23 protein-coding genes are annotated in these 22,104 nt (G+C 69.8%); 10 read left to right on the top strand and 13 right to left on the bottom strand.

Going from position 1 to position 22,104, the window contains the following annotated elements; translation table 11 throughout:
- Nucleotides 1-47: 47 nt before the first annotated feature.
- Complete coding sequence (locus ABD120_RS19850) at nucleotides 48-896, bottom strand: metallophosphoesterase (protein WP_425564013.1); 849 nt, start codon at nucleotides 894-896, stop codon at nucleotides 48-50.
- 105 nt (nucleotides 897-1,001) lie between these two features.
- On the opposite strand from ABD120_RS19850, the gene ABD120_RS19845 reads away from it, so the two are divergent.
- On the top strand, nucleotides 1,002-1,457 hold the full coding sequence (locus ABD120_RS19845) for a GatB/YqeY domain-containing protein (RefSeq protein ID WP_343951430.1): 456 nt from the start codon (nucleotides 1,002-1,004) through the stop codon (nucleotides 1,455-1,457).
- Between the two features lie 416 nt (nucleotides 1,458-1,873).
- Here ABD120_RS19845 and ABD120_RS19840 read toward each other — a convergent pair whose 3' ends face one another.
- The 3 genes from ABD120_RS19840 to ABD120_RS19830 all read right to left on the bottom strand — a co-directional run bounded on the left by ABD120_RS19840 (nucleotide 1,874) and on the right by ABD120_RS19830 (nucleotide 5,802).
- Nucleotides 1,874-2,842: a CU044_5270 family protein gene (locus ABD120_RS19840; RefSeq protein ID WP_343951429.1), complete on the bottom strand. Its 969-nt coding sequence runs from the start codon at nucleotides 2,840-2,842 to the stop codon at nucleotides 1,874-1,876.
- On the bottom strand, nucleotides 2,835-3,392 hold the full coding sequence (locus ABD120_RS19835; RefSeq protein WP_343951428.1) for an RNA polymerase sigma factor: 558 nt from the start codon (nucleotides 3,390-3,392) through the stop codon (nucleotides 2,835-2,837). The genes ABD120_RS19840 and ABD120_RS19835 overlap by 8 nt, the downstream gene beginning before the upstream one ends.
- Nucleotides 3,393-3,585: 193 nt before the next feature.
- Nucleotides 3,586-5,802 carry a transglycosylase domain-containing protein gene (locus ABD120_RS19830; protein ID WP_343951427.1) on the bottom strand — a complete coding sequence of 739 codons (2,217 nt, stop codon included), beginning with the start codon at nucleotides 5,800-5,802 and terminating at the stop codon, nucleotides 3,586-3,588.
- 244 nt (nucleotides 5,803-6,046) lie between these two features.
- On the opposite strand from ABD120_RS19830, the gene ABD120_RS19825 reads away from it, so the two are divergent.
- The gene (locus ABD120_RS19825) at nucleotides 6,047-6,343 is read left to right on the top strand and encodes a WhiB family transcriptional regulator (RefSeq protein ID WP_343951426.1); all 297 of its coding nucleotides are present in this window, start codon (nucleotides 6,047-6,049) and stop codon (nucleotides 6,341-6,343) included.
- Nucleotides 6,344-6,392: 49 nt separating this feature from the next.
- Here the strand turns inward: ABD120_RS19825 and bagB are convergent, their stop codons facing one another.
- Nucleotides 6,393-7,517 carry an ATPase BagB gene (gene bagB, locus ABD120_RS19820; protein WP_343951425.1) on the bottom strand — a complete coding sequence of 375 codons (1,125 nt, stop codon included), beginning with the start codon at nucleotides 7,515-7,517 and terminating at the stop codon, nucleotides 6,393-6,395.
- Nucleotides 7,514-8,515, bottom strand: coding sequence for an ATPase BagA (bagA, locus tag ABD120_RS19815; RefSeq protein ID WP_343951424.1), 1,002 nt, complete (start codon nucleotides 8,513-8,515; stop codon nucleotides 7,514-7,516). Before bagA ends, bagB begins: the two co-directional genes overlap by 4 nt.
- Nucleotides 8,516-8,593: 78 nt before the next feature.
- On the opposite strand from bagA, the gene sp36 reads away from it, so the two are divergent.
- The 4 genes from sp36 to ABD120_RS19795 are packed head-to-tail and all read left to right on the top strand — an operon-like array spanning nucleotide 8,594 to nucleotide 10,848.
- Nucleotides 8,594-8,749, top strand: a complete 156-nt coding sequence (gene sp36, locus ABD120_RS19810) for a Sp36 family protein (RefSeq protein ID WP_343951423.1) — start codon at nucleotides 8,594-8,596, stop codon at nucleotides 8,747-8,749.
- The gene (locus tag ABD120_RS19805; protein WP_343951422.1) at nucleotides 8,746-9,204 is read left to right on the top strand and encodes a RidA family protein; all 459 of its coding nucleotides are present in this window, start codon (nucleotides 8,746-8,748) and stop codon (nucleotides 9,202-9,204) included. Before sp36 ends, ABD120_RS19805 begins: the two co-directional genes overlap by 4 nt.
- Nucleotides 9,205-9,262: 58 nt before the next feature.
- Complete coding sequence (locus ABD120_RS19800; RefSeq protein WP_343951638.1) at nucleotides 9,263-10,057, top strand: NUDIX hydrolase; 795 nt, start codon at nucleotides 9,263-9,265, stop codon at nucleotides 10,055-10,057.
- Entirely contained in the window at nucleotides 10,054-10,848 is a 795-nt protein-coding gene (locus ABD120_RS19795; protein ID WP_343951421.1) for an MBL fold metallo-hydrolase, read from the top strand. Before ABD120_RS19800 ends, ABD120_RS19795 begins: the two co-directional genes overlap by 4 nt.
- Nucleotides 10,849-10,852: 4 nt before the next feature.
- Here ABD120_RS19795 and ABD120_RS19790 read toward each other — a convergent pair whose 3' ends face one another.
- The gene (locus ABD120_RS19790) at nucleotides 10,853-11,584 is read right to left on the bottom strand and encodes a Crp/Fnr family transcriptional regulator (RefSeq protein ID WP_343951420.1); all 732 of its coding nucleotides are present in this window, start codon (nucleotides 11,582-11,584) and stop codon (nucleotides 10,853-10,855) included.
- An 11-nt stretch (nucleotides 11,585-11,595) separates the two neighbouring features.
- Between ABD120_RS19790 and nth the strand changes: the two genes are divergently transcribed.
- From nth to ABD120_RS19775, 3 genes are read left to right on the top strand one after another with little or no spacing between them, the layout of a single operon-like run.
- Nucleotides 11,596-12,297: an endonuclease III gene (gene nth, locus ABD120_RS19785; protein ID WP_425564007.1), complete on the top strand. Its 702-nt coding sequence runs from the start codon at nucleotides 11,596-11,598 to the stop codon at nucleotides 12,295-12,297.
- Nucleotides 12,298-12,357: 60 nt separating this feature from the next.
- Entirely contained in the window at nucleotides 12,358-13,014 is a 657-nt protein-coding gene (locus tag ABD120_RS19780) for an NUDIX hydrolase (RefSeq protein WP_343951418.1), read from the top strand.
- Between the two features lie 57 nt (nucleotides 13,015-13,071).
- Nucleotides 13,072-14,262 carry a MarP family serine protease gene (locus ABD120_RS19775; RefSeq protein ID WP_343951417.1) on the top strand — a complete coding sequence of 397 codons (1,191 nt, stop codon included), beginning with the start codon at nucleotides 13,072-13,074 and terminating at the stop codon, nucleotides 14,260-14,262.
- A gap of 287 nt (nucleotides 14,263-14,549) precedes the next feature.
- Here ABD120_RS19775 and ABD120_RS19770 read toward each other — a convergent pair whose 3' ends face one another.
- The 6 genes from ABD120_RS19770 to acs form a co-directional block, all read right to left on the bottom strand.
- Complete coding sequence (locus ABD120_RS19770; protein ID WP_343951416.1) at nucleotides 14,550-15,149, bottom strand: pentapeptide repeat-containing protein; 600 nt, start codon at nucleotides 15,147-15,149, stop codon at nucleotides 14,550-14,552.
- Nucleotides 15,150-15,159: 10 nt separating this feature from the next.
- Nucleotides 15,160-15,615, bottom strand: a complete 456-nt coding sequence (locus tag ABD120_RS19765) for a DUF309 domain-containing protein (RefSeq protein ID WP_343951415.1) — start codon at nucleotides 15,613-15,615, stop codon at nucleotides 15,160-15,162.
- Complete coding sequence (locus tag ABD120_RS19760; RefSeq protein WP_343951414.1) at nucleotides 15,612-16,532, bottom strand: alpha/beta fold hydrolase; 921 nt, start codon at nucleotides 16,530-16,532, stop codon at nucleotides 15,612-15,614. Before ABD120_RS19760 ends, ABD120_RS19765 begins: the two co-directional genes overlap by 4 nt.
- Nucleotides 16,522-16,932, bottom strand: coding sequence for a phage holin family protein (locus ABD120_RS19755; RefSeq protein ID WP_343951413.1), 411 nt, complete (start codon nucleotides 16,930-16,932; stop codon nucleotides 16,522-16,524). The genes ABD120_RS19760 and ABD120_RS19755 overlap by 11 nt, the downstream gene beginning before the upstream one ends.
- A 31-nt stretch (nucleotides 16,933-16,963) precedes the next feature.
- Nucleotides 16,964-18,190 carry a Na+/H+ antiporter NhaA gene (nhaA, locus tag ABD120_RS19750; protein WP_343951412.1) on the bottom strand — a complete coding sequence of 409 codons (1,227 nt, stop codon included), beginning with the start codon at nucleotides 18,188-18,190 and terminating at the stop codon, nucleotides 16,964-16,966.
- 143 nt (nucleotides 18,191-18,333) lie between these two features.
- Complete coding sequence (gene acs / locus ABD120_RS19745) at nucleotides 18,334-20,307, bottom strand: acetate--CoA ligase (protein WP_343951411.1); 1,974 nt, start codon at nucleotides 20,305-20,307, stop codon at nucleotides 18,334-18,336.
- Between the two features lie 282 nt (nucleotides 20,308-20,589).
- Here acs and ABD120_RS19740 point away from each other — a divergent pair, with 282 nt between their 5' ends.
- Nucleotides 20,590-21,378 carry a Fic family protein gene (locus tag ABD120_RS19740; RefSeq protein WP_343951410.1) on the top strand — a complete coding sequence of 263 codons (789 nt, stop codon included), beginning with the start codon at nucleotides 20,590-20,592 and terminating at the stop codon, nucleotides 21,376-21,378.
- Nucleotides 21,379-22,104 lie beyond the last annotated feature (726 nt).

Genomic DNA, 22,104 nt, shown 5'->3' with positions numbered 1-22,104 from the left:
TGTGCTTCGGAAAGTCTAGCGGACTTCCCGACCGCTTGTGACCGCCTTTATCTCCGGGCCACCAGGGTGAGGAGCGTGGCCTCCGGGTAGCAGGCGAAGCGGACAGGTGCGTACGGCGAGGTGCCGAGTCCGGCCGAGACGTGCAGCCAGGAGGCGTCGTGCCTGCTGAGTCCCTTGACGCGAGCGCGGTCGATTCCGCAGTTGGTGACCAGGGCCCCGTAGAACGGGATGCAGAGTTGCCCACCGTGCGTGTGTCCGGCGAGGAGGAGTTGGTATCCGTCGGCGGCGAACCGGGTCATGTTGCGCGGTTCGGGCGAGTGCATGACACCGAGGCGGAGGTCGGCGTCGGCGGGGGCGGGTCCGGCGACGAGGTCGTAGCGGTCGCGGGAGATGTGGGAGTCGTGGATGCCCGCGACGGCCACGTCGAGATCGCCGACCTTGAGGCGCGCGGTGGTGTTGTTCATGTCGTGCCAGCCGGAGGCGGACATCCCGGCGCCGAGCTCGCGCCACGGCAGCGTGGGGACGTGCTGGCGGCGTTCGTTGCGGGAGGTGCGCCACAGGTAGCGGGCCGGGTTCTTGAAGACCGGGGCGTACAGGTCGTTGGAACCGTACACGAACAGCCCTGGCCGTGACAGCAGCGGTTCGAGGGCGTGCAGCAGCGGGGGGACGGCGTCGGGGTGGGCGATCGAGTCGCCGGTGTTGACCACGAGGTCGGGTTCGAGGGACCCGAGGGAGCGCACCCAGTTGATCAGCCGGGTGCGGCCGGGGGTGAGGTGGAGGTCGGACAGGTGGAGGATGCGCACAGGGCGTTGCCCGCGCTCCAGGACGGGGACGTCGAAACGGCGCAGCCGGAACCAGTTGCGCTCGACGACCGAGGCGTAGCCCAGTCCGGCCATGCCGAGACCAAGCAGGGACAAGGGGATGGCGGCGGCTTTCCTCACCTTCTCATGATGCCCGACATCTGGTACGGCGGATGCCGCCGAGACGGCAAGATGGTGCGCATGAGCGCTTTGAAGGACAAGCTGCAGGCCGATCTGACGGTCGCGCTGAAGAGCCGGGACGAGGTTCGTCTCCGCACGATTCGGATGGCTTTGGCCGCCGTGAACGTCGAAGAGGTCGCGGGCAAGGAGGCCAGGACGCTGTCCGACGACGAGATCGTCAAGGTCCTCACGAAGGAGGCCAAGAAGCGGCGAGAAGCGGCCGAGGCGTTCGGCAACGCCGGGCGTGCCGCGCAGGCGCAGGCGGAGCTGGACGAGCAGGCGGTGCTGGAGGAGTACCTTCCGGCGCAGCTGTCCGACGAGGAGCTCGGCGCGCTGGTCGAGGAGGCGGTCGCCGAGGTCGGAGCCACCGATCCGAAGGCGATGGGCCAGGTCATGAAGGTCCTCAACCCGAAGGTGGCGGGCCGCGCCGAGGGCGGCCGGGTGGCCGCGGCGGTCCGCGCCCGCCTGTCGGGCTGACGCTGCCCCGGGCTGGAACGCCGGGCGAAGTCTGTGCGGGGCTCGCCGGGCTGCGGTGCGGATCCAGGTGAGGGCCCGCTGGACGGCGCGGCCGGGTGAGGCGCCCCCGTCCGGTCTGAACGACGCACGCTGTTTTGGACGGCGCGGTCGGGTGAGACGCCGCGTCCAAGGCGGGCGGATCCGAGGGGAAGGCCCGCTGGGCGGGGACAGCGCCGGGCGAAATCGTTCGCCGGGTGAGGCGCCGCGTCCAGGGCGGGCGGGTCCGGGTGAGAGCCCGCTGGGCGGGGACAGCGCCGGGCCGAGGGGCCTGTCCGGACGAAAGGGCTGGGAGTCCGGGCGGTCCGTGAGGATGGCCGGGTCAGGCCGCACTCGGGTGCCCGTCCCGGGTGCGGCGTCGGTGGTTGTGGGGGCTGTGCTTATGGGCGCTGGCCGGGGCGGTCGACGATCGCCGACACCGTGAGCGCGGTGGTCCACACCTCGCCGGCACGTCCGACGAGGTCACCGCCGAGGTACTCGTCCTTGAGCCAGAGCATCCGATGCCCCAGGTACCGGTAGTCGGTCGGGTCGAGCACGACGTACCGCCGGACAGTGTCGTCGCCGGTGTCGAGCCAGACGCCGAGGCCGCTGCGTCCGGCGGCGTCGGCGACGCCCTGCTCGATCCGGACGCCCGGAACCCGGGCCAGCGCCCGGAACATCGCGGCCTCCAGCCGTGGCGGCATGGTGCCGTACCTGCTCAGATAGAGGGTGAGCACCCGGAAGGCGCGGTCGTTCGCGGACTCGGTGTTCTTGAGAGTGTCCTCGCGGGGCAGATCGATCCAGTGCCGGTCGCCGACGACCTTGGCGAGCAGCTTCTCGGGGTCGGTGGGCAGCGCGCGGAGTTTGGCGTCGTACTGCTGGGGTGACAGGTCGTCGTCGCCGGGATCGGGCGGGACGTCCTGCACGGTCAGCTTGCCGTCGTCATTCCAGGCTGTCTGCTTGCCGTCGTAGCGGATCCAGCCCTCCCTGGTTTCGACCTCGGAGGTGTATGCCTGCTTGTCGAGGGTCTTGGTGTAGTGCCACTGCGTCGGTCTCGGCTTCGAGGTCGAGGTCCGCCGCTCGGCGACGGTGGCGGCGCGGGCCAGTACCACCTCCGAGTCGAGCCGGAGAGGCGGCGTGGCCGTGGCGGCGGTGGCGGGCGCGGCGGTGTCGGTCGGGGCCGGTTCGGCGGGCATCGCGAGAGGGACGATCACCGCCGCAGCCACGGCGGCGGCAGCGGTGGCGAGCAGAGTGTACGGGCGTCGGCGGCGGGTTCCGGCGAGGAAGCGGCGGCGTTCGGTCCTGAGCCAGTCGGGTCCGGGTTCGGGTGTCTCGGACCGAAACTCGCGGAGGGGGCGCAGGTCATCCATCGATGGGCTCCTCTCGGAGGGCAAGGCGGGTCCGGGTTCTGGCCCGGTGCAGCCGGGATCGGACGGTCCCGATGGGGATGCCGAGCGCGCGGGCGACCTCGTCATACGACATGTCCGCCCAAGCAATCAATAAGAGGACTTCTCGGTCGCCGGGCGAAATATCGGCTAAGGCGGCGGCCAGTCCCACCTGCGTCGCCGTCACCTGCTCGTCCACCCGATCGGAGCAGGACGCGACGACCTCGTCCACCCCGGTCCTGGCCAGCGCCTGGTAGAAGCGGACCTCGGCCCGCCGATGCCGCCCCACCAGCCGCGCGGCGATGCCGTACAGCCAGGGTCTGGCGTCGGGGTGCGCGGGGTCATAGCGGGCGCGGCGCCGGAAGGCCACCAGAAAGGCGTCGGCGACGACGTCGTCGGCGAGAGAGGGCCCGAGCCGCCGGGCCACGTAGCGCCGCAGGGCGGGCGCGTGCCGGTCGAAGAGCAGCGCGAAGCACTCCGGATCGCTGCGCGAACGCAGGATCACCGCTGCGTCGGTGCACTCTTCGGTGGTCACGTCGGGCTCCCGTCTCTGCGCGCGCTCTCACCGGCTTTCGCCCGCAGGCTCCGCGCGAGTTCGCGCGGAGAAGGGTGACTTACATCACATCAATCACGGCAAGGCCCACACCCCGCCCCCCACCGCCGACGGCGAGGGGCCTCCAAGGCCGCCCCTCGCCGCACTCCGGTGCCCGCCGCGACGGGCACGTGGATCAGTTGGCCGGTGTGATGGGCCCGCCCAGGTCGCCGTCGTCCATGTTGAACATGTCGAACGGGTCGGCGGCGCCGTCCGGCTCCGGCCCGTCGCCGTCCTCGCGGTCGTTCTTGGCCGGCTTGGGAGCGCAACTGGAGGTGCACCCGCCGAAGCGGGAACTGTCGACCGAGCTGAAGCTGACCGGCGACGACCCCTTGAGCGCGCCGATCATGGAGTCCTTCCAGATCGGCCCGGAGATGGACGCGCCGTACACGTACGGGTAGCCGCGCCCGCCGATGTTGACCCCCATGAGCCGGTGGCTGAAGGCACCGCGCGGGTCGCCGATGCTGACGGCGGAGGCCAGGTCGGGCGTGTAGCCGGCGAACCAGGCGGCGGTGTAGCCGTCGGTGGTGCCGGTCTTGCCGGCGGCGTCGCGGCCGATGCCGCCGACGCCCGACATGGTGCCCTTGGTGAAGACGCCGGACATGATGCTGGTGACAGCGTCGGCGACCTCCTCCTCCATGACCTGGTCGCACTTCGGCTTGAACTGCTGGGTCTTGCCGTTGCGGTCGGTGATGGAGGTGATCGCCAGCGGCTTGCAGTACCTGCCCCGGGCGCCGAACGTGGCGTAGGTGTTGGCCACGGTGACCGGGTCGGTCTCGTTGACGCCGAGGGTGAAGGTCTCGACCTCGCGCAGCGCGGCGCCGTCCGCGCGCTTGAGCCCGATCCGCTTGGCGAGCTTGACCGTCTTGCAGAGGCCGACCCGCTCTTCGAGCTTCATGAAGAAGGTGTTGACCGAGCCCAGGGTGCCGGACCTGAGAGTCTGGAAGCCGCCGCCGCCCTCACTGGAGTTGTTGACGGTGTGGCTGGGCTCGCCGACCCGGTTGCCCTCACAGTCGCGGAAGGAGGAGCTGCTGGGCGCGTTGTACCCGGCGGGGGAGGGGAAGCCGTCGTTGAGCTTCATGCCCTCTTCGAGCGCCGCCGCCAGCGTGTACGGCTTGGCCGTCGACCCCTGCTGGAAGCCCTCGCCGCCGCCGTGTTCCGCGTCGGCGACGACGTTGTAGCTCATCTCGTTCTTCTTCTTGTTGTTGCCGAACTTGCGGCTGGCCGCCATGGCCCTGATCTCGCCGGTGCCGGGCACGACCATGGCCTGCGCGGCGACGGGCTTGTCCTTGGCGAAGACCCACTTCTTGATCGCCTTCTCGGATGCGGCCTGCATCTTGGGGTCGATCGTGGTCTTGATCTGGAGTCCGCCGCGCTGGAGGAACTTCTTGCGCTCCGCCGCGGTTTTGCCGAACTCCTTGTTGTTGAGGATCTCGTGCTGGACGTACAGGCAGAAGTAGGGGTACTTGCTCGACTCACAGCCGCCGGGGAACTTGACGTCCTTGAAGCCGAGCTTCTTGGCCTTGGCGGCGTCGGCCTCGGGCTGCTGGATCTTGCCGAGCTTGACCATGGTGTCGAGCACCAGGTTGCGGCGCTCCAAGAGCAGGGCCCTGGACTCCTTGCCGAGGTTGGGGTCGGTCCTGTTCGGGTTCTGCACGGCACCGGCCAGCGTCGCGGCCTCCGCGAGGTTGAGCTCGCTCGCGTGTTTGTCGAAGAAGCGCTGCGAGGCGGCCTCGATGCCGTAAGCTCCTGCACCGAAGTAGGCGATGTTGAAGTACTTCTCCAAGATCTCGTTCTTGGAGTACTTCTTCTCGAACGCCATGGCGTACCTGAGCTCGTTGAGCTTGCGCGAGACCGTGGGCGCGATGGCGGCGGCCCGTTCGGCGGGGGTCTCCGCGGCGTTGAACAGCACCTGCTTCACGTACTGCTGGGTGATCGACGACCCGCCCTGGGTCACCCCGCCGCTGGTGATGTTGGTGACCAGGGCGCGGATGGTGCCCTCGATGTCGATGGGCCCGTGCTCGTAGAAGCGGTTGTCCTCGATGGCGAGCAGCGCCGTCTGCATGACCGGCGCGACCTTGTCGAGGGTGACCACCTTCCTGTTCTCGAAGTAGAACTGAGCGATCTCCTTGCCCTTGGCGTCGAGGAGCTTGGTGAGCTCGGGCAGGGGCGGCTCGTCGAGCTCTTCCGGTTTGAGGTTGAGGTCCTCCATGGCCGATTTGGCCGTGACACCGGCCCCGCCGACGGCGGGCAGAGCTACGGCAGCGGTCAGCACGCCCGCGGCCGCGCCCGCGGCGATCAGCCGGACGACGTTCGTGAACGGTGATGATCTGTCTTTGCCCTGAGCTTGCACGACACCAAGAGTACGTCGAAAGAGTGACGTTATAGGTAACCGAACCCCATTTCACCTTGACTGGAAGGGGTGACTAGTCATTCCCGGTCAACAGTCGGGCGAGAAATTGGTCCTCTGGGGTCTGTCGGCCCGAAGGTCTCGTTGCATACGTTCTCCTCTGCGGCAACTGAATACGGAGGCTCGGCGCCCGCGCCCGTCGGCCCCAACTGACGACTAACCACCTACATGGGGAGTGGGGTCGAAAATGTGGATCACGGATTGGACCTCCCGTGCCGCCTGTCGAGGTGCGGACCCGGACGCGCTGTTCGTCCAGGGAGCCGCCCAGAACAGGGCTAAGTTGATCTGCCGAGGATGCCCGGTCCGTACCGAATGTCTCGCGGATGCGCTCGACAATCGCATCGAGTTCGGGGTGTGGGGCGGGATGACGGAACGGGAACGAAGGGCGCTGCTCCGGCGGCGGCCCGATGTGGACTCGTGGCGAGACCTGCTCGAGTCCGCCAAGGAAGAGTACGAACGAACCAATGAGCTGGTCGCCGGCTGATCCGACCGCGTGAGAGCGCGGCCGGTTGATCTGGCCGCGCTCTCATACTTCAGGCACCAGCGAGTGACTCCCCGATCCGGCGCAGCCCCGCCAGATCGTGGACATCCTCGGTCATGGCGCGGACCTGGACGACAGGCACCGTGGGGTGGGCGGAGACGAAGTGCTCCTGCTCCCGGTGTTCGCGGGCCGCGAGCTGCATCCGCCCGGTGTGAAGCCGCAACACGGCGGCGGTCAGCTCGTGCTCGCCCCTGGCGTCCAGGTCTTCCGCCGCCGCCGCGCTGCGCGCCGCCGACAGTGTGGACGCCGCCGACTTGTGCACCCGGTTGACCACCAGCCCGGCCAGGGGCATGCGCTCCTCCGCCAGCCTTTCGACGAAGTACGAGGCTTCGCGCATGGCGTCGCGCTCCGGCGCCGCCACCACCACGAAGGCCGTCCCCGGCGCCTGCAGCAGCCGGTACGTCGCCTCCGCCCGCTGCCTGAAACCGCCGAAGACGGCGTCGAGCGCGGACACGAACGTCTGCAGATCCTTCAGCACCTGGGCGCCGAGCAGCTTCGTCATCGCGCCCGCGACCAGCCCGAACCCGGCGTTGAACAGCCGGAACGCGCTGCGCCCCCCGGCCTTGGCGGGCGCGGTGAGCAGTCTGATGAAGCGTCCGTCGAGGAAGCGGCCGAGCCGTTCCGGGGCGTCGAGGAAGTCGAGCGCCGATCGTGAGGGCGGGGTGTCGACGATGATCAGGTCCCACTCGTCCGAGCGCCTGAGCTGGCCGAGCTTCTCCATCGCCATGTACTCCTGCGTCCCGGAGAAGCTCGACGACAGCGACTGGTAGAAGGGGTTCGACAGGATCTGGCGGGCCCGCTGCGGGTCGGCGTGGGCCTCGATGATCTCGTCGAAGGTCCGCTTCATGTCGAGCATCATCGCGAACAACTGGCCCTCGCCCACCTGGTGCACCAGGCGGGGGGTGTTGTCGAGTTCGGTGAGTCCCATCGACTGGGCCAGCCTGCGCGCGGGATCGACGGTGAGCACGACCGCGTGCCGGCCGCGCTCTGCGGCCCGCAGGCCCAGGGCGGCGGCGGTGGTGGTCTTGCCGACGCCGCCGGCGCCGCAGCAGACGATGATGCGGGTGCCCCGGTCGTCCAGGATGGCGTCGACGTCGAGGAGGGGGGACTTCTTCACGCCACCCCCTGGGTGCGGATGCTGGCGGCGAGTTCGTACAGCCCGGCCAGGTCGACGCCGTCGGCCAGCAGGGGAAGTTCGTACTGCGGGACCGCCGCCTCGGCGAGCGAGGCGCGTTCGCCGCGCTCGATCGCGGTACGGCGGGCGTGCTCGACGACCTCTTCGGCGAGCGCTTCGGCGATCTTCGTCGCGTCGTCGCCGTCGGCGAGGCCGGCCGCCTTGAGTCCGAGGGTCAGCTCGGCCACGTCGAATCCGCCCTTGACAGCCGTGTCAAGGACGGCTTGGGGGAGCAGGGATTCGCGCACCATATTGAGAAATATCCCACCCTGGGGGAGTCCGGCGGCGCGCAATTCGGCGATCCCGTCCAGTGTCTCCTGCACCGGCATCTCCTCCAGGAGCGTGACGAAGTGCACAGCCGTCTCCGGCGACTTCAACACCCCGCTGACCAGGTCGGAGTGGTTCTTGATCGGCCCCACCCTGGCGAGCCCGGCCACCTCCTTGGTGACGTTGAGGAAGCGGGCGACGCGCCCGGTCGGCGGGGCGTCGAGCACGACCGCGTCGTACACGCGCCTGCCGTTCTTGCCCTTCCTACGGACCGCCTCCGTGGTCTTGCCCGTGACGAGCACGTCGCGAAAGCCGGGTGCGACCGTCGTGGCGAAGTCGACGATGCCCATCTTGGTCAGCGCCCGGCCGGCCGTGCGCATGCCGTAGAACATCTCCATGTATTCGAGCATGGCCTCTTCGGGATCGACGGCCAGAGCGTAGACGTCGCCGCCGTCCGGCGCGACCGCGATCCTGCGCTCCTCGTAGGGCAGCGGCGGCCGATCGAAGATCTGCGCTATGCCCTGCCTGCCCTCGACCTCGACCAGAAGAACCTTGCGTCCGCCGGCCGCGAGAGCCAGCGCAAGAGCGGCGGCCACCGTCGTCTTGCCGGTGCCGCCCTTTCCGGTCACGACGTGCAGCCGCACGCCGTCCCAATCTGTGTCCCGAGAGTCCACATTTGGAAGGCTACCTGGCGTCTACTTGGTGAAACCTCATGCCCGGGGATTGAGGTACATCACACTACGCTGAGCGCCATGAAGAAATGGGAGTACCTCACCGCCCCGCTGCTGATCCACAACACCAAGATGATCCTCGACAACTTCGGCGCCGACGGCTGGGAACTGGTCCAGATCGTTCCCGGCCCGAACGCCGAGAACCTCGTCGCCTACTTCAAGCGGGAGAAGCAGTGACGCCGGAGGCCCGGCTGGCCGACCTCGGGCTGAGCCTGCCCGAGGTGGTGCCCCCGCTGGCCGCCTACGTCCCCGCCGTACGCACCGGGAACCTCGTCTACACCTCGGGCCAGGTGCCCATGGTCGAGGGCGAACTGGTCGGCGCGGGCAAGGTCGGGGCGGACGTCACGCCGGAGGAGGCGCAGGGCCACGCCCGCATCTGCGCGCTCAACGCCATCGCCGCGCTGAAGACGCAGGTCGGCGACCTGTCCAAGGTCGTGCGGATCGTCAAGGTCGTGGTCTTCGTGGCCAGCGACCCCGGTTTCACCGGCCAGCCGTCCGTCGGCAACGGCGCCAGCGAGCTGCTGCGCGAGGTCTTCGGCGACAAGGGCGTGCACGCGCGCAGCGCCGTCGGTGTGGCCGCGCTGCCGTTGAACGCCTCGGTCGAAGTGGAGCTGATCGCAGAAATCTCCTGAGTAGTGAAATCTGTCACCATGACCCAGTGTTGTGCTGGAAGGAGGTCATGTGACTGGTATTCCACTTCCTCAGGATCTGGTCGGGCGCGCCCGTGACATCGAGGCGGGGCTCGTCGAGCCGGTCCCCGCGCGGGACTCCGCCACGGTGGTGGTCCTGCGCGACGGGCCGGAGGTCTATCTCCTGCGGCGCAGGACGACGATGGCCTTCGCCGCGGGCGCCTACGTCTTCCCCGGCGGCTCGGTCGATCCGCGTGACACCGACCAGGCGCTCGCCTGGGCCGGTCCCTCGCCCGCCGCCTGGGGCGAGGTCTTCAACGCCGACGAGCGCACCGCGCGGGGTCTGGTGTGCGCCGCCGTACGGGAGACCTTCGAGGAGTCCGGGGTGCTGCTGGCCGGCCCGGACTCCGCGACGGTCGTCACCGACACCACGGGCGCCGACTGGGAGTCCGACCGGCTCGCGCTGATCGACCGGAGCCTGTCCTTCACCGACTTCCTCGACCGGCGCGGCCTGGTGCTGCGCTCCGACCTGCTCAGGGCGTGGGCGCACTGGATCACTCCCGAGGTCGAGCACCGGCGCTTCGACACCCGCTTCTTCGTGGCCGCCCTCCCGCACGGGCAGCGCACCAGGGACGTCGGCGGCGAGGCCGACCACGTGGCCTGGAAACGTCCCGGTGAGGCGGTCGAACTGGCCAGGGCGGGAGCGATCACGCTGATGCCGCCGACGTACCACACGCTGCGCGAACTGTCCGCCTACGACTCCGTCGAGGCGGTGCTCGCGGCCCGGCGGGAGATCACCGCGATCCTGCCGAGAGCGGTCGAGGTCGAGGGCGAACTGCGCCTGGTGACCTCATGAGCGGCCTGCACATCCCGATCGGCAGCCCGGACGGCTCCCGTACGGACCACGCGGAGAGCCTGCTCGCGCCCAACCCGGGCGTCATGACCCTCGACGGCACCAACACCTGGATCGTCGGCGGCGAGGAGGTGATCGTGGTCGATCCCGGTCCCGACGACGAGAGCCACCTCCTGCGGGTGGCCGGGCACCTGGGGGAGCGGCGGGTCCGCCAGATCCTGCTCACCCACGGGCACTTCGACCACAGCGGAGGGGCCAAGCGCTTCGCCGAACTGGTCGGCGCCCCCGTGCGCGCCCTCGATCCGCGCCACCGGCTCGGCGACGAGGGGCTCGCGGACGGCGACGTGGTGACGGCGGGCGGGGTCGAGCTGCGGGTGTACGGCACCCCCGGCCACTCCCACGACTCGCTGTGCTTCTGGCTGCCGCAGGACCGGGCGATGCTGACCGGCGACACCGTGCTCGGGCGCGGCACCACGGTGATCGCCCAGGACGGCGGGCTGACCGACTACCTGCGCAGTCTCGACCGCCTCCGGGCGGCCGCCGCCGAACTGGAGGCGAGGGCCCTGCTGCCGGGGCACGGGCCGGTCCTGCCCGACCCGATCGGGGCGCTGGACGGCTACATCGCACACCGGCGCGAACGGCTCGACCAGATCGCCGCCGCCAGAGGCCAGGGGGCGAGGACGCCGCGCGAGATCGTGGAAGTCGTCTACGCCGAGGTCGATCGCTCGCTCTGGCCCGCCGCCGAGATCTCGGTGCGGGCCCAGCTCGACTACCTGGCCGACCAGGGTCCCTGAGTGCTCAGCGCGAGCGGTTGTAGAGGCGGTCGACGTCCAGGATGACCACGGCCTTGGCCTCGATGCGCAGCCAGCCGCGCTGGGCGAAGTCGGCCAGGGCCTTGTTGACCGTCTCGCGGGAGGCGCCGACGAGCTGGGCCAGCTCCTCCTGGGTCAGGTCGTGGTGGACCCGCAGGCCGTCGTCCGACTTGGTGCCGAACCGCTCGGCGAGGTCGAGCAACTGCTTGGCCACCCGGCCGGGCACGTCGGTGAAGACCAGGTCGGCCAGCACGTCGTTGGTGCGGCGCAGGCGCTGGGCGAGGGCGCGCAGCAGGTGCAGCGCGACCTCGGGGCGCCCGGTCAGCCAGGGGCGCAGGTCGTCGTGGCCGAGCCCGGCCAGCCGTACGTCGGTGAGCGCGGTCGCCGACGCCGTACGCGGTCGCGGGTCGAACAGCGACAGCTCGCCGAACATCTCGCTGGGCCCGAGGACGCTGAGAAGGTTCTCGCGGCCGTCCGGCGACTGCCGGGACAGCTTGATCTTGCCCTCCAGCACGACGTAGAGGCGGTCGCCCGTCTCGTTCTCGTGGAAGAGCGTCTGCCCCTTGGACAACTGCACCTCGGTGATGCTCGTGCGCAGCGCGGCCGCGCTCTCGCGATCGAGCGCGGCGAACAGGGGGGCCTTGCCCAGCACTTCTTCGGTGTTCACTCTGCCTCCTCTGCTGCCATTGTGACTCACCCCACTCCCGGGGGCACACATAGGCTAGGGGGATGCCCACTGAGTCAAGACTCGCCCTCGTGCGTCGTGCACGTCGGATGAATCGCATTCTGGCGGAAACCTACCCCGACGCCCACTGCGAGCTCGACTTCGGTACCCCGCTCGAACTGCTCGTCGCCACGATCCTCTCGGCGCAGTGTACGGACAAAAGGGTCAACATGGTTACTCCAACCCTTTTCGCGAAATATCCGACAGTGGAGGATTACGCGGCGGCGGACCGGGGCGAGGTGGAGACGATCATCCGCTCCACCGGGTTCTTCCGGGCCAAGACCAACAGCATCATCGGCATGGCGCAGGCCGTCTGCGAGCGGTACGGCGGGGTCGTGCCGAAGCGGCTCAAGGACCTGGTCACGCTGCCGGGCGTCGGCCGCAAGACCGCCAACGTGGTGCTCGGCAACGCCTTCGGCGTACCGGGGCTGACCGTGGACACCCACTTCCAGCGCCTGGTGCGGCGCTTCGGGTGGACCGAGGAGAGCGACCCCGTGAAGATCGAGCACTTCGTCGGCGAGCTGATCCCCAAACGCGAGTGGACCGTCTTCTCCCACCGGCTCATCTGGCACGGCCGCCGCATCTGCCACGCCCGCAGGCCCGCGTGCGGAGTCTGCCCCCTCGCCGCCCTCTGCCCCTCGTACGGCGCCGGCCCCACGGACCACGAGAACGCTCAGAAACTCGTCCGCCCCGGTCCTTTCTCGTAACCCTCCAGGGCGTCTGGCCTGCCGGGAAGCAACGGCGCCCCCGGGCGCGTTGCAGGATGCGTGACGCAGGTACCCGTATGGCTCGACAGACTGGCCGGGCGAGCCGCCCGAGTTCCGGTGCCGCTGGGAATGCACCCGCCCTCGGCCGGCGGCCGTCCCGCCGCGGTCCTGACGCTGTTCGGCGAAGGGGCGCACGGGCCCGACGTCCTGCTCATCCAGCGCAGCTCCCGAGGGCGCACCCACGCGGGCCAGCCCGCCTTCCCCGGCGGCGGGGTCGACCCCGAGGACGGCGGCGCGATCGGCGCGGCCCTGCGCGAGGCCCAGGAGGAGACCGGCCTCGACCCCGGCGGCGTCACCGTCGTGGGCACCCTGCCCGAGTTGTACATCGGCCACAGCGACAACCGGGTCACCCCGGTGATGGGCTGGTGGCACACTCCCTGCGCCGTGCACGCGGCCTCGCCGGACGAGGTCGAGTCGGTCGAACGGGTGCCGATCGCCGAACTCGTCGACCCGGGCAACCGGATGACCCTGCGCTACCCGGGCGGCTACGCCGGTCCCGCCTTCTCGGTGCGCGGCATGCTCGTGTGGGGATTCACGGCGAACGTGCTGGACGGACTTCTCGAAGTCAGTGATTTCGCCCGCCCGTGGGACCGCTCTCGGCACATCGACCTGCCGCCGGAGGCCGCCGGGCGGCGCCCGCCGAAGCTGGCCCGTTAACGGGCATCCTGGCCGAAGGCGTGCACACCTGACCGGCTTGCTGGTTACCTTTGAAGCGTGCGCGGCGATCTGCTTGACCTCATATTGATCGGCCTCGTGATCGCCTTCGGCATCTCGGGCTACCGTCATGGCTTCATCATCGGCGCCATGAGCTTCGTCGGCTTCGTCGGCGGCGCCGTACTCGGCGTGTACATCGGGCCGCCGATCGCCAAGGCCGTCGTCGACGGGGCCACCGAGCAGGCGTTGCTCGCCATCGTGGTCGTCTTCCTCACCGCCACCATCGGGCAGTTCGCCTCCTCGACGGTGGGCGCGGTCGTCCGCTCGCACGTCACCTGGGAGCCCGCCAAGCTCGCCGACGCGGTCGGCGGCACCTTCGCCAGCGCGCTGTCCGTGCTCGTGATCGCCTGGCTGATCGGCTCGCTGGTCGTCTCGACCTCGTTCACGCCGCTCGTCGCCCAGGTCAAGGACTCCCTGCTGCTGACCACGGTCGACGACGCCATACCGCAGGCGGCGCGCAACTGGCAGCAGCCGTTCAAGCAGTTCATCGACAACTCCGAGTTCCCGCCGGTCTTCGACGCGATCGGCGGCGACCAGTGGGTGGAGGTGGACCCGCCCGCCGAGAGCGTGCTGCAGGGGCGCCAGCTCAGGCGGGCGCAGCGGGCGATCGTGAAGGTGCAGGGCAACGCCGAGAGCTGCAACAAGCACATCGAGGGCACCGGCTTCGTGTACGCGCCGGACCGGATCATGACCAACGCCCACGTCGTCGCCGGCGTGACCCGCGACCTGGAGATCACCGACCACATGGGCGCCAAGCGGCCCGCGCGGGTGGTGCGTTACAACCCGCAGCGCGACATCGCGGTGCTGCACGTGCCCAACCTCAACCTGCCGTGGCTCGCCTTCGACGGACAGGCCAAGACGGGCGACAGCGCGATCATCGCGGGGTACCCGAAGGGGCAGGGCTTCACGGCCGAGGCCGCCCGGATCCGCAAGAAGATGCCCGCCGAGGGGCCGGACATCTACCGCAGCACGAACGTCCGCCGCCAGGTGTACTCGATCAGGGGCAAGGTCCTGCCGGGCAACTCGGGCGGCCCGCTGCTGACCGTGGAGGGCAAGGTGTTCGGGGTGATCTTCGCGGCGGCGGTGAGCGAGAAGGAGACGGGCTATGTCCTGACGGCCCAGGAGGTCGGCCCCGACGCCAGCGCCGGCCGCACGGACGTCTCCCCGGCGAGCACGCAGCGGTGTGACTGAGAATCCTCCGTCACGGCAAGCCACCGCCACCACGCCCCGCCGCCCCGGCTGCCCGGCCTCTCCCGCGCCACCCCTCTGACCCCGTCCCTCCGCAACGCCGCCCCGTGGGCCATCGGCCACGGTCGGTCTACGGGCGGCGTTACGGCGACTGAGGGGGGCAGGGGAGGAGCGTGGCCCTGGAAGGGCGTCAGGGGGTCGGCGGGTGGGGGTGGGTGGGCTTTGCCGTCGTATATGGAGGGCGCTCCGAAGGAGCGGCACCACGTGCGGCGGGGTGGCGCCCGACCAGGTCAGCGCACGTCGAAGCCCAGCGAGGCCGCGACCAGGGCCGCCTGCGCCGGGTCGATGCGGGTGCCGCTGATCGTGGCCTCCTGCGGGTCCCACTCGCCCAGCGTGCTGCCGCGCAGGTCGCACGCCGTCAGGTCGGTGCGCCGCAGCCACGCCCCCGACAGGTCGCACCGCACCACCTCGGCCTTCTCCAGTCGCGCCCCCGACAGGTCGGCCTCCCGCAGCCGCACGTCACGGAACACGCTGCCCCTCAGGTCGGCCCCCCGCAGCCCCGCGAACGACCAGTCGCCGCCCTCTGCCTTCAACAGCCCGAACGTGCACCCGTCGAACACGCTGCCCGTCAGCTTGCAGCCCCGGAAGGTCGCGTCGAACAGCGAGCACCGCGTGAACACGCAGTTGACGAAGCTCGCGTCCTCATGCTCGGAGACGTTGAACCGCACCTGCGAGAACGTGCACTCCTCGAACGTCGAGCCACGGTCGATCGCCTCCGTCAGATCGACGTCGACGAACAGCACCCGCCGGAACGTCTCATGATCGAGGTCGCGCTCGTCCCACTCGGACCCTCGGATCGCGCTCTCCGCCTGCGGTCTGCCCTGACTCATGCCGGTCAGGCTAGCCGGGCCCACCGACAGGAAGTTCGCGCATGATCGACGCGATGGCCTCCGCCGCGTCGCTGTCGGCGCCCAGCCGCGTCGCCGCCCGCCCCACACCGTGGTACGGCGCCCCGTACCCCTGCACCCGGGCCGCCCCACGGCTCAGCAGCGTGAGCGCCCCCCGCCCGTTGCCCCGCTGCAGATGGGTCAGCCCCACGCAGATCTGCGCCAGCCCCTGCCACAGCTCGCGCTCCGCCTCCGGCGCGCACTTCCAGCGGCCCTCGAAGACCTCGTGCGCGTTGAACGGCAGCCCGTCGGCAAGGTAGCGCCTGGCGTCGGCCAGCGCCTGCTCACCGCTCGGCGCGTAGTCGTCGGGCACACGGGCCACGCCCTGCGAGCCGTACGGCATCGGACGGCCGTACTCGTCGCGTGGCCGCGCGTTGCGCGGTCTGCCATCGGTGTCGCGATCTCTCATCGCCTCGGCTCCGGGTCGGCCAGCCACCCGAGCAGTTCGGCGTCGAACACCTCGGGGGTCTCCTCATGGGGATAGTGTCCCGCGCCCTCGATCAGCCGCCAACGGTACGGCGCCGCGACGTGACGGCCGGAGCCGTGCGCCGTGCGCGGCAGCACGCACCGGTCGAGCGCGCCGTGCACCTGCAAGGTCGGCGCCTCCACGTGCCTGCGCATCACCCTGGCGAACCGGTGGCCGTCCGGGCGGAACTGCGAACGTCCGAGCCACCGGTGGTACTCCAGCGCCAGATGGGCCACCGCCGGGATCCGGAACGCCTCACGGTAGGTGCGCGAGGTCTCCTTGTCCGGCCAGCCCGGCCGCGACCAGCGGTCGATCAGCCTGCCCACCCGGGCCGCGCCGTCGGCCGTCAGCCTGCGCTCCGGCAGGATCGGCACCTGGAAGCCCAGCGCGTACGAACTCGCCCTGAACTGCCGGAACGGCGGCACGAACATCGAGCCCCGCAGCCGCAGCGGATGCGGTGAACTCACCGCCACCAGGCGGTGGACGCTCTTGGGGTCCATGACGGCCATGGTCCAGCCGAGCAGTCCGCCCCAGTCGTGGCCCACGACGATCGCACCGGTCTCGCCGAGCGCCCTGGTCAGCCCCGTCGCGTCGCTCGCCAGCGTCGGCAGGTCGTAACCGCGCGGCGGCTTGTCGCTGCCGCCGTAACCGCGCAGGTCGACCGCGACCGCTCTGTACCCGGCGGCGGCCAGGGAGACGAGCTGGTGCCGCCAGGTCCACCAGAACTGCGGGAAACCGTGCAGCAGCAGCACGAGCGGCCCGTGACCCGCCTCCACCACGTGGAAGCGGGTGCCTCTGGCGTGCACCGTGCGGTGCGTCCACGGGCCCTCGATCTGGACGCTCGTCTCGTCAGGTGCCATCTGGCTTCACCAGCTCGCCGTCCGGCTGAGCGATCTCCTTCAGCCCCTTGAGCGAGCGCGTGGTGCGCTTCATTCCGTTGAGTCCCTTCAGCCTGCGGATCCCGATGTACACGAGCAATCCTGCTACCACCAGGTAGAAGATCGTGACAATGAGGAACGAGGCCCAGGTCGGAAGCCACATCTGCAGGACGAAGGCGATCGTGAACGACAGCAGGATCAGGCACAGGTGCGCCATGAAGGCCGCAGCGGCGAACAGGCCGCCCGCCATGCCGACACGCTTGGCGTCGAACCTGAGCTCGGCCTTGGCCAGCTCGATCTCGGAACGCACGAGCGTGGAGATCTGGTTGCTCGCCTCGGCGACGAGGGAGCCCAGCGATTGCTCTTCTGGGATCTGCGGCATGAACGTCTCCTATCGGGGCCGGGTGGCCGTGTCAAACATCATCCAAGGCGCTACGCCGATTGCGTACCCGCAAATGCAGCAGAACCGCCGCGAGCAGTGAGGCGATGAGGCTGGCCGCGAGGATGCCGGTGGTGACGGCCTCCGCGCGCTCCGGGTCGGAACCGTAGGCGAGATCGCCGATCAGCAGCGACACCGTGAAGCCGATGCCGCCGAGCAGCGACACCGCCGCCATGTCCCGCCATTGGAGTTCCTCGGACAGTCTGGCCAGGCCGAGCCGTACGGCCAGCCAGGCGCCGCCGAACACGCCGAGGAACTTGCCGATCACGAGTCCCGCCATCACTCCCAGGACTACCCGATCGGAGAAGATCATGCCCAGGCTGGAGCCGTCGAGCCGGACGCCCGCCGACAGGAACGCGAAGACCGGCACCGCGAGGCCGGCCGAGATCGGGCGGACGTAGTGGTCGGCGGTCTCCGAGGGGGAGCGCTCCTCGTCGTCGCGCGTCCACACGCGGGTCAGCAGGCCGAGCGCCACGCCGGCGACGGTCGCGTGCACGCCGCTGATCTCCACGAAGTACCACGCCAGCAGGGCCAGCGGCACGTAGATCCACATGCCCTTGACCCGCTTGTGCTGCAGGTAGCCGTACAGCACGATCAACGCCACGCCGACGGCCAGGGCGATCAGGTTCAGGTGGTCGGTGTAGAAGATCGCGATGATGGTGATGGCGCCGAGGTCGTCCACGACCGCACAGGTCAGCAGGAACGCCCGCAGCGCCGCGGGCATCGCGCTCGCCGTCACCGCGAGCACCGCGAGGGCGAAGGCGATGTCGGTGGCGGTCGGGATCGCCCAGCCCTTGGCCGCGTCCGGCGCGCCCCAGCTGACCGCCAGGTAGATGACCGCGGGCACCACCATTCCGGCCACGGCCGCGAGGATCGGCAGTGCCGCCTTGCGCAGGTTGCTCAGTTCGCCGTGGACGAACTCCTCCTTCACCTCCAGCCCGGCGACGAAGAAGAAGATCGTGAGCAGGCCGTTCTGCGCCCACTTGACGAGTTCCAGGTGGAGATGGAGGGCCTCGGGGCCGACCTTGGTGTCACGCAGCGCGGCGTAGCTCTCGTAGGCGACGTTCGCCCAGACCAGCGCGGCGACGGTGGCGAAGAGCATGACGATGCCGCCGATGGTCTCCGTGCGCAGCGCTTCGGCGAGTGTTCGCGCGTAGCGGACGGTGGGACGGAAGGGCCACTTCTCTGCGACGCGGCGCAACGGATCTCCTCAGGTGGTGTGACGGATCAGCGGTCGGTTCCCCCGACGCCGACCAGACTTCCCGGCACACCCTGTGGTTCAGAGTACCCATTGCGGACAATCGACTACCCACCGGGATGGATCTCCCGGTGGGTAGTCGATGACTAGTCCTCGGACTTGGCGGACGGCAGCTTCTCCGAGATCAGGTTCATCACCGTGCTGTCGGCCAGCGTGGTGACGTCGCCCACCGAGCGGTTCTCCGCGACGTCGCGCAGCAGCCGCCGCATGATCTTTCCGGAGCGGGTCTTCGGCAGCTCGGGCACCACCAGGATCTGGCGGGGCTTGGCGATCGGGCCGAGCGTCTTGGCCACGTGGTTGCGCAGCTCCGCCGCGATGTCCGCGCTCTCCTCCGCGTCGCCGCGCAGGATCACGAACGACACGATCGCCTGCCCGGTCACCGGGTCGGTGGCGCCCACCACCGCGGCCTCGGCCACCTTCGGGTGCGAGACCAGCGCCGATTCCACCTCGGTGGTCGAGATGTTGTGGCCGGAGACGAGCATGACGTCGTCGACCCGGCCGAGCAGCCAGATGTCGCCGTCGTCGTCGCGCTTGGCGCCGTCGCCCGCGAAGTACATGCCCTCGAAGCGCGACCAGTACGTGTCGATGTAGCGCTGGTCGTCGCCCCAGATCGTGCGCAGCATCGACGGCCACGGCTCACGGATGGCCAGGAAGCCGCCGCCGCCGTTCGGGACGCTGTTGCCCAGGTCGTCGACCACGTCGGCGACGATGCCCGGCAGCGGGCGCATCGCCGCGCCCGGCTTGGCGTCCGTCACACCCGGCAGCGGGCTGATCATGATCGCGCCGGTCTCCGTCTGCCACCACGTGTCGACCACGGGGGTACGGTTGCCGCCGATGTGCTCCCGGTACCAGACGTAGGCCTCCGGGTTGATCGGCTCGCCCACCGAACCCAGCACCCGCAGGCTCGACATGTCGAACTTCGCGGGGATGTCGTCGCCCCACTTCATGAACGTCCTGATCGCCGTCGGCGCCGTGTACAGGATCGTCACCTGGTACTTCTGCACGACCTCCCAGAACCGGCCCCGGTGCGGGGTGTCGGGAGTGCCCTCGTAGATGACGCTCGTGGCGCCGTTGGCAAGAGGGCCGTACACGATGTAGGAGTGGCCGGTCACCCAGCCGATGTCGGCCGTGCACCAGTAGACGTCGGTCTCCGGCTTCAGGTCGAAGACCGCGTCGTGGGTCCACGCCGTCTGCGTCAGGTAGCCGCCCGTCGTGTGCAGGATGCCCTTCGGCTTGCCCGTGGTGCCCGAGGTGTACAGGATGAACAGCGGGTGCTCGGCGTCGTGGGCCTCGGCCTCGTGCTTGTCGCTCTGCCGCTCGACGAGGTCGTTCCAGAACACGTCGCGCTCGTGCGTCGTGATCTCCTGGTTGGTACGGCGCACCACCAGCACGTGCCCGACGTTCGGGGTGTTGGCCACCGCCTCGTCCACCGTCGGCTTCAGCGCGGACGGGGCGCCCCTGCGGAAGCCGCCGTCCGCCGTGATGACCAGCTTCGCGTCGGCGTCCTCGATCCGGCTCTGCAGCGCGCTCGCGGAGAAGCCGCCGAACACCACCGAGTGGACCGCGCCGATGCGCGCGCACGCCAGCATCGAGATCGGCAACTCGGGGATCATCGGCAGGTAGATCGCCACCCGGTCGCCCTTGCGCACACCCAGCTCCAGCAGGGCGTTCGCGGCCTTGTTGACCTCGCTCTGCAGGTCGCTGTAGGTGAGCGTCCGGGAGTCGCCCTCGGGCTCGCCCTCCCAGTGATAGGCGATCTTGTCGCCGCGTCCGGCCTCGACATGGCGGTCGACGCAGTTGTAGGCGATGTTCAACTCGCCGCCGACGAACCACTTCGCGAACGGGGGGTTCCAGTCGAGGGCGGTGTCCCACCGCTTGGACCAGCTCAGCCGCTCGGCGGCGCGCTCCCAGAACCCGAGGCGGTCCGCGGCCGCCTCGTCGTAGGCGGAGGCGGTCACGTTCGCGCCCGCGGCCAGGTCGGCGGGCGGGGCGAACCTGCGGTTCTCGCGCAGCAGGTTCGACAGCGCCTGGTTCTCGGTGCCAGGGGTCTCCGGGGCCACCTCGTGCTCCTTCTATGGCCGGTTTGGGATGGTCGTGTCCAACTTCACCAGGTCACCGTACGCCACACAAGAGGTCTAGACAGGTCTGTACCGAGCGGCCATGAGGGCTGGTCGCTTATCAGACATCCCTGACAAACGCTATCGAACCGTTGTCATCCTGAAATCACAGAATGATGGAACGGGCCAAAGGGTGGGCCTTTCGCGGCTTTATGGGCCCCCGTTTATCGTTTGCGACGGTGGGGGCCCAAGGTGCTCATGTGACTCGCGGGTAAGGTCTGGACCGTGAACGACCCTCTGGCCGCCGTCGCCCGGCTTTCCGACGTACCCGAGGCCGTGGAGGCCGCCCGCGCCGCCGTCGACCGGTTGTACCGCCACCGCGTGCTGCGCAGGGCCAGCCCCGCCGTGTCCGCCGAGTCCTCGCTGCGCGGTGCCCGCGCGTCGGCGGCGCTGGCGGGTGTCACCGTACCGCTGGACGCCCTGCGGCGGGACGAGGTCACGGACCCGCTGGTCCACGGCGCCCTGCGCGCCTCCGCCGAGCTCGGACGGCTGGGCGCGACCTGGCGGAAGGCGCCACGCCAGGTTCTGGCACGGCTCCACTCGGTGGCCTCGGCCGGTCTCGCGCCCGCCGAGTCGCTGGGCCGTCCCCGCCCCCAGGGACTGCCGGTCGAAGGGACGCCCGACCTGGACCTCGGCGAACCGCCCACCGCCGACGAGGCGGCGGCGCGGATGGACGCGCTGGTCGGGCTGCTGGAGACGCCCACGAAAGCGCCGGCGATCGTCCTCGCCGCCGTCGTCCACGCCGAACTCGCCGTCCTGCGCCCCTTCGGGACGGCCGACGGCATCGTCGCGCGGGCCGCCGAGCGGCTGACGCTGGTGGAGTACGGACTGGACCCGAAGTCGCTGGTCGCGGTCGAGGTCGGGCACGGTGAGCTGCCGTACCTGGAGGGTTTGCGCGCCTACCTGACAGGCACGCCGGAGGGCGTCTCCCAGTGGGTCCGCCAGTGCGCCTCCGCGATCACCCTGGGGGTGCGCGAGACCACCGCCATCTGCGAGGCCATGCAGCGCGGGTAGCCGTGGCATAGCCGACGGCGTCTCATGGGAGAGACGCCGTCTGCCGTGCATCGGGCCGGGTTACCAAGCGTGCACCTCATATTCGTCGGATCGGGTCAAGCCCGTCTCGACGCGCCTCCCGCGGCTGGTCGCGCGTGGGTGCCCGGTTTGATGCACCCGGACATATCGTCCGTGTCACCTTTGTACGTCGGATCTGCGCGGATGGGAACCCCTCGGAGCAAGACCTTTACCCGGGTGTGGAGGGTGGGCTCGGGGTGATCTGACGATCACGGAGAGTGATCTCCTTTATGTGATCGTTAGCTTCCGGCGAAAAAACTTAGCGGAAATACGAGATTGCTCCTCGACGAAACTCGCGTCGATCGGGCAGCATACGGTGGTATCTCCCGAAACTGGAGCGACTGTGTGCGGGCGAGCTTTGCAAGTCCCTTGCCATGCTCTGGTTAAGTGTTGAAAGCTTTCTTCTGAAACGGGACCGGCTCTACCCCCCCGGAGCCGGACCGGCTAGGCGACCCCCGCTCTCCCCCCCGGCGGGGGTCGCCCCTTTCTCTTCGTTCTTCGTTCTTCGTTCTTCGCCGGAGCCCACGCCACCCACGACCTCCTTCGTGGGTGGCGCGCGGACCGCGCCCTTCGCCCCGGCCGTACTCCCGGGGACCTGTTTCGGCCTCGACTCGCTTGTACTCTGCGTTGCCCGCACCTCGTATACGCCGCTCCGCCCTGGGGTGGCGC

The sequence above is a fragment of the Nonomuraea longicatena genome (assembly GCF_039525605.1).
GTDB lineage: Bacteria > Actinomycetota > Actinomycetes > Streptosporangiales > Streptosporangiaceae > Nonomuraea > Nonomuraea longicatena.
This window is presented reverse-complemented; position numbering and strand designations above follow the sequence as displayed.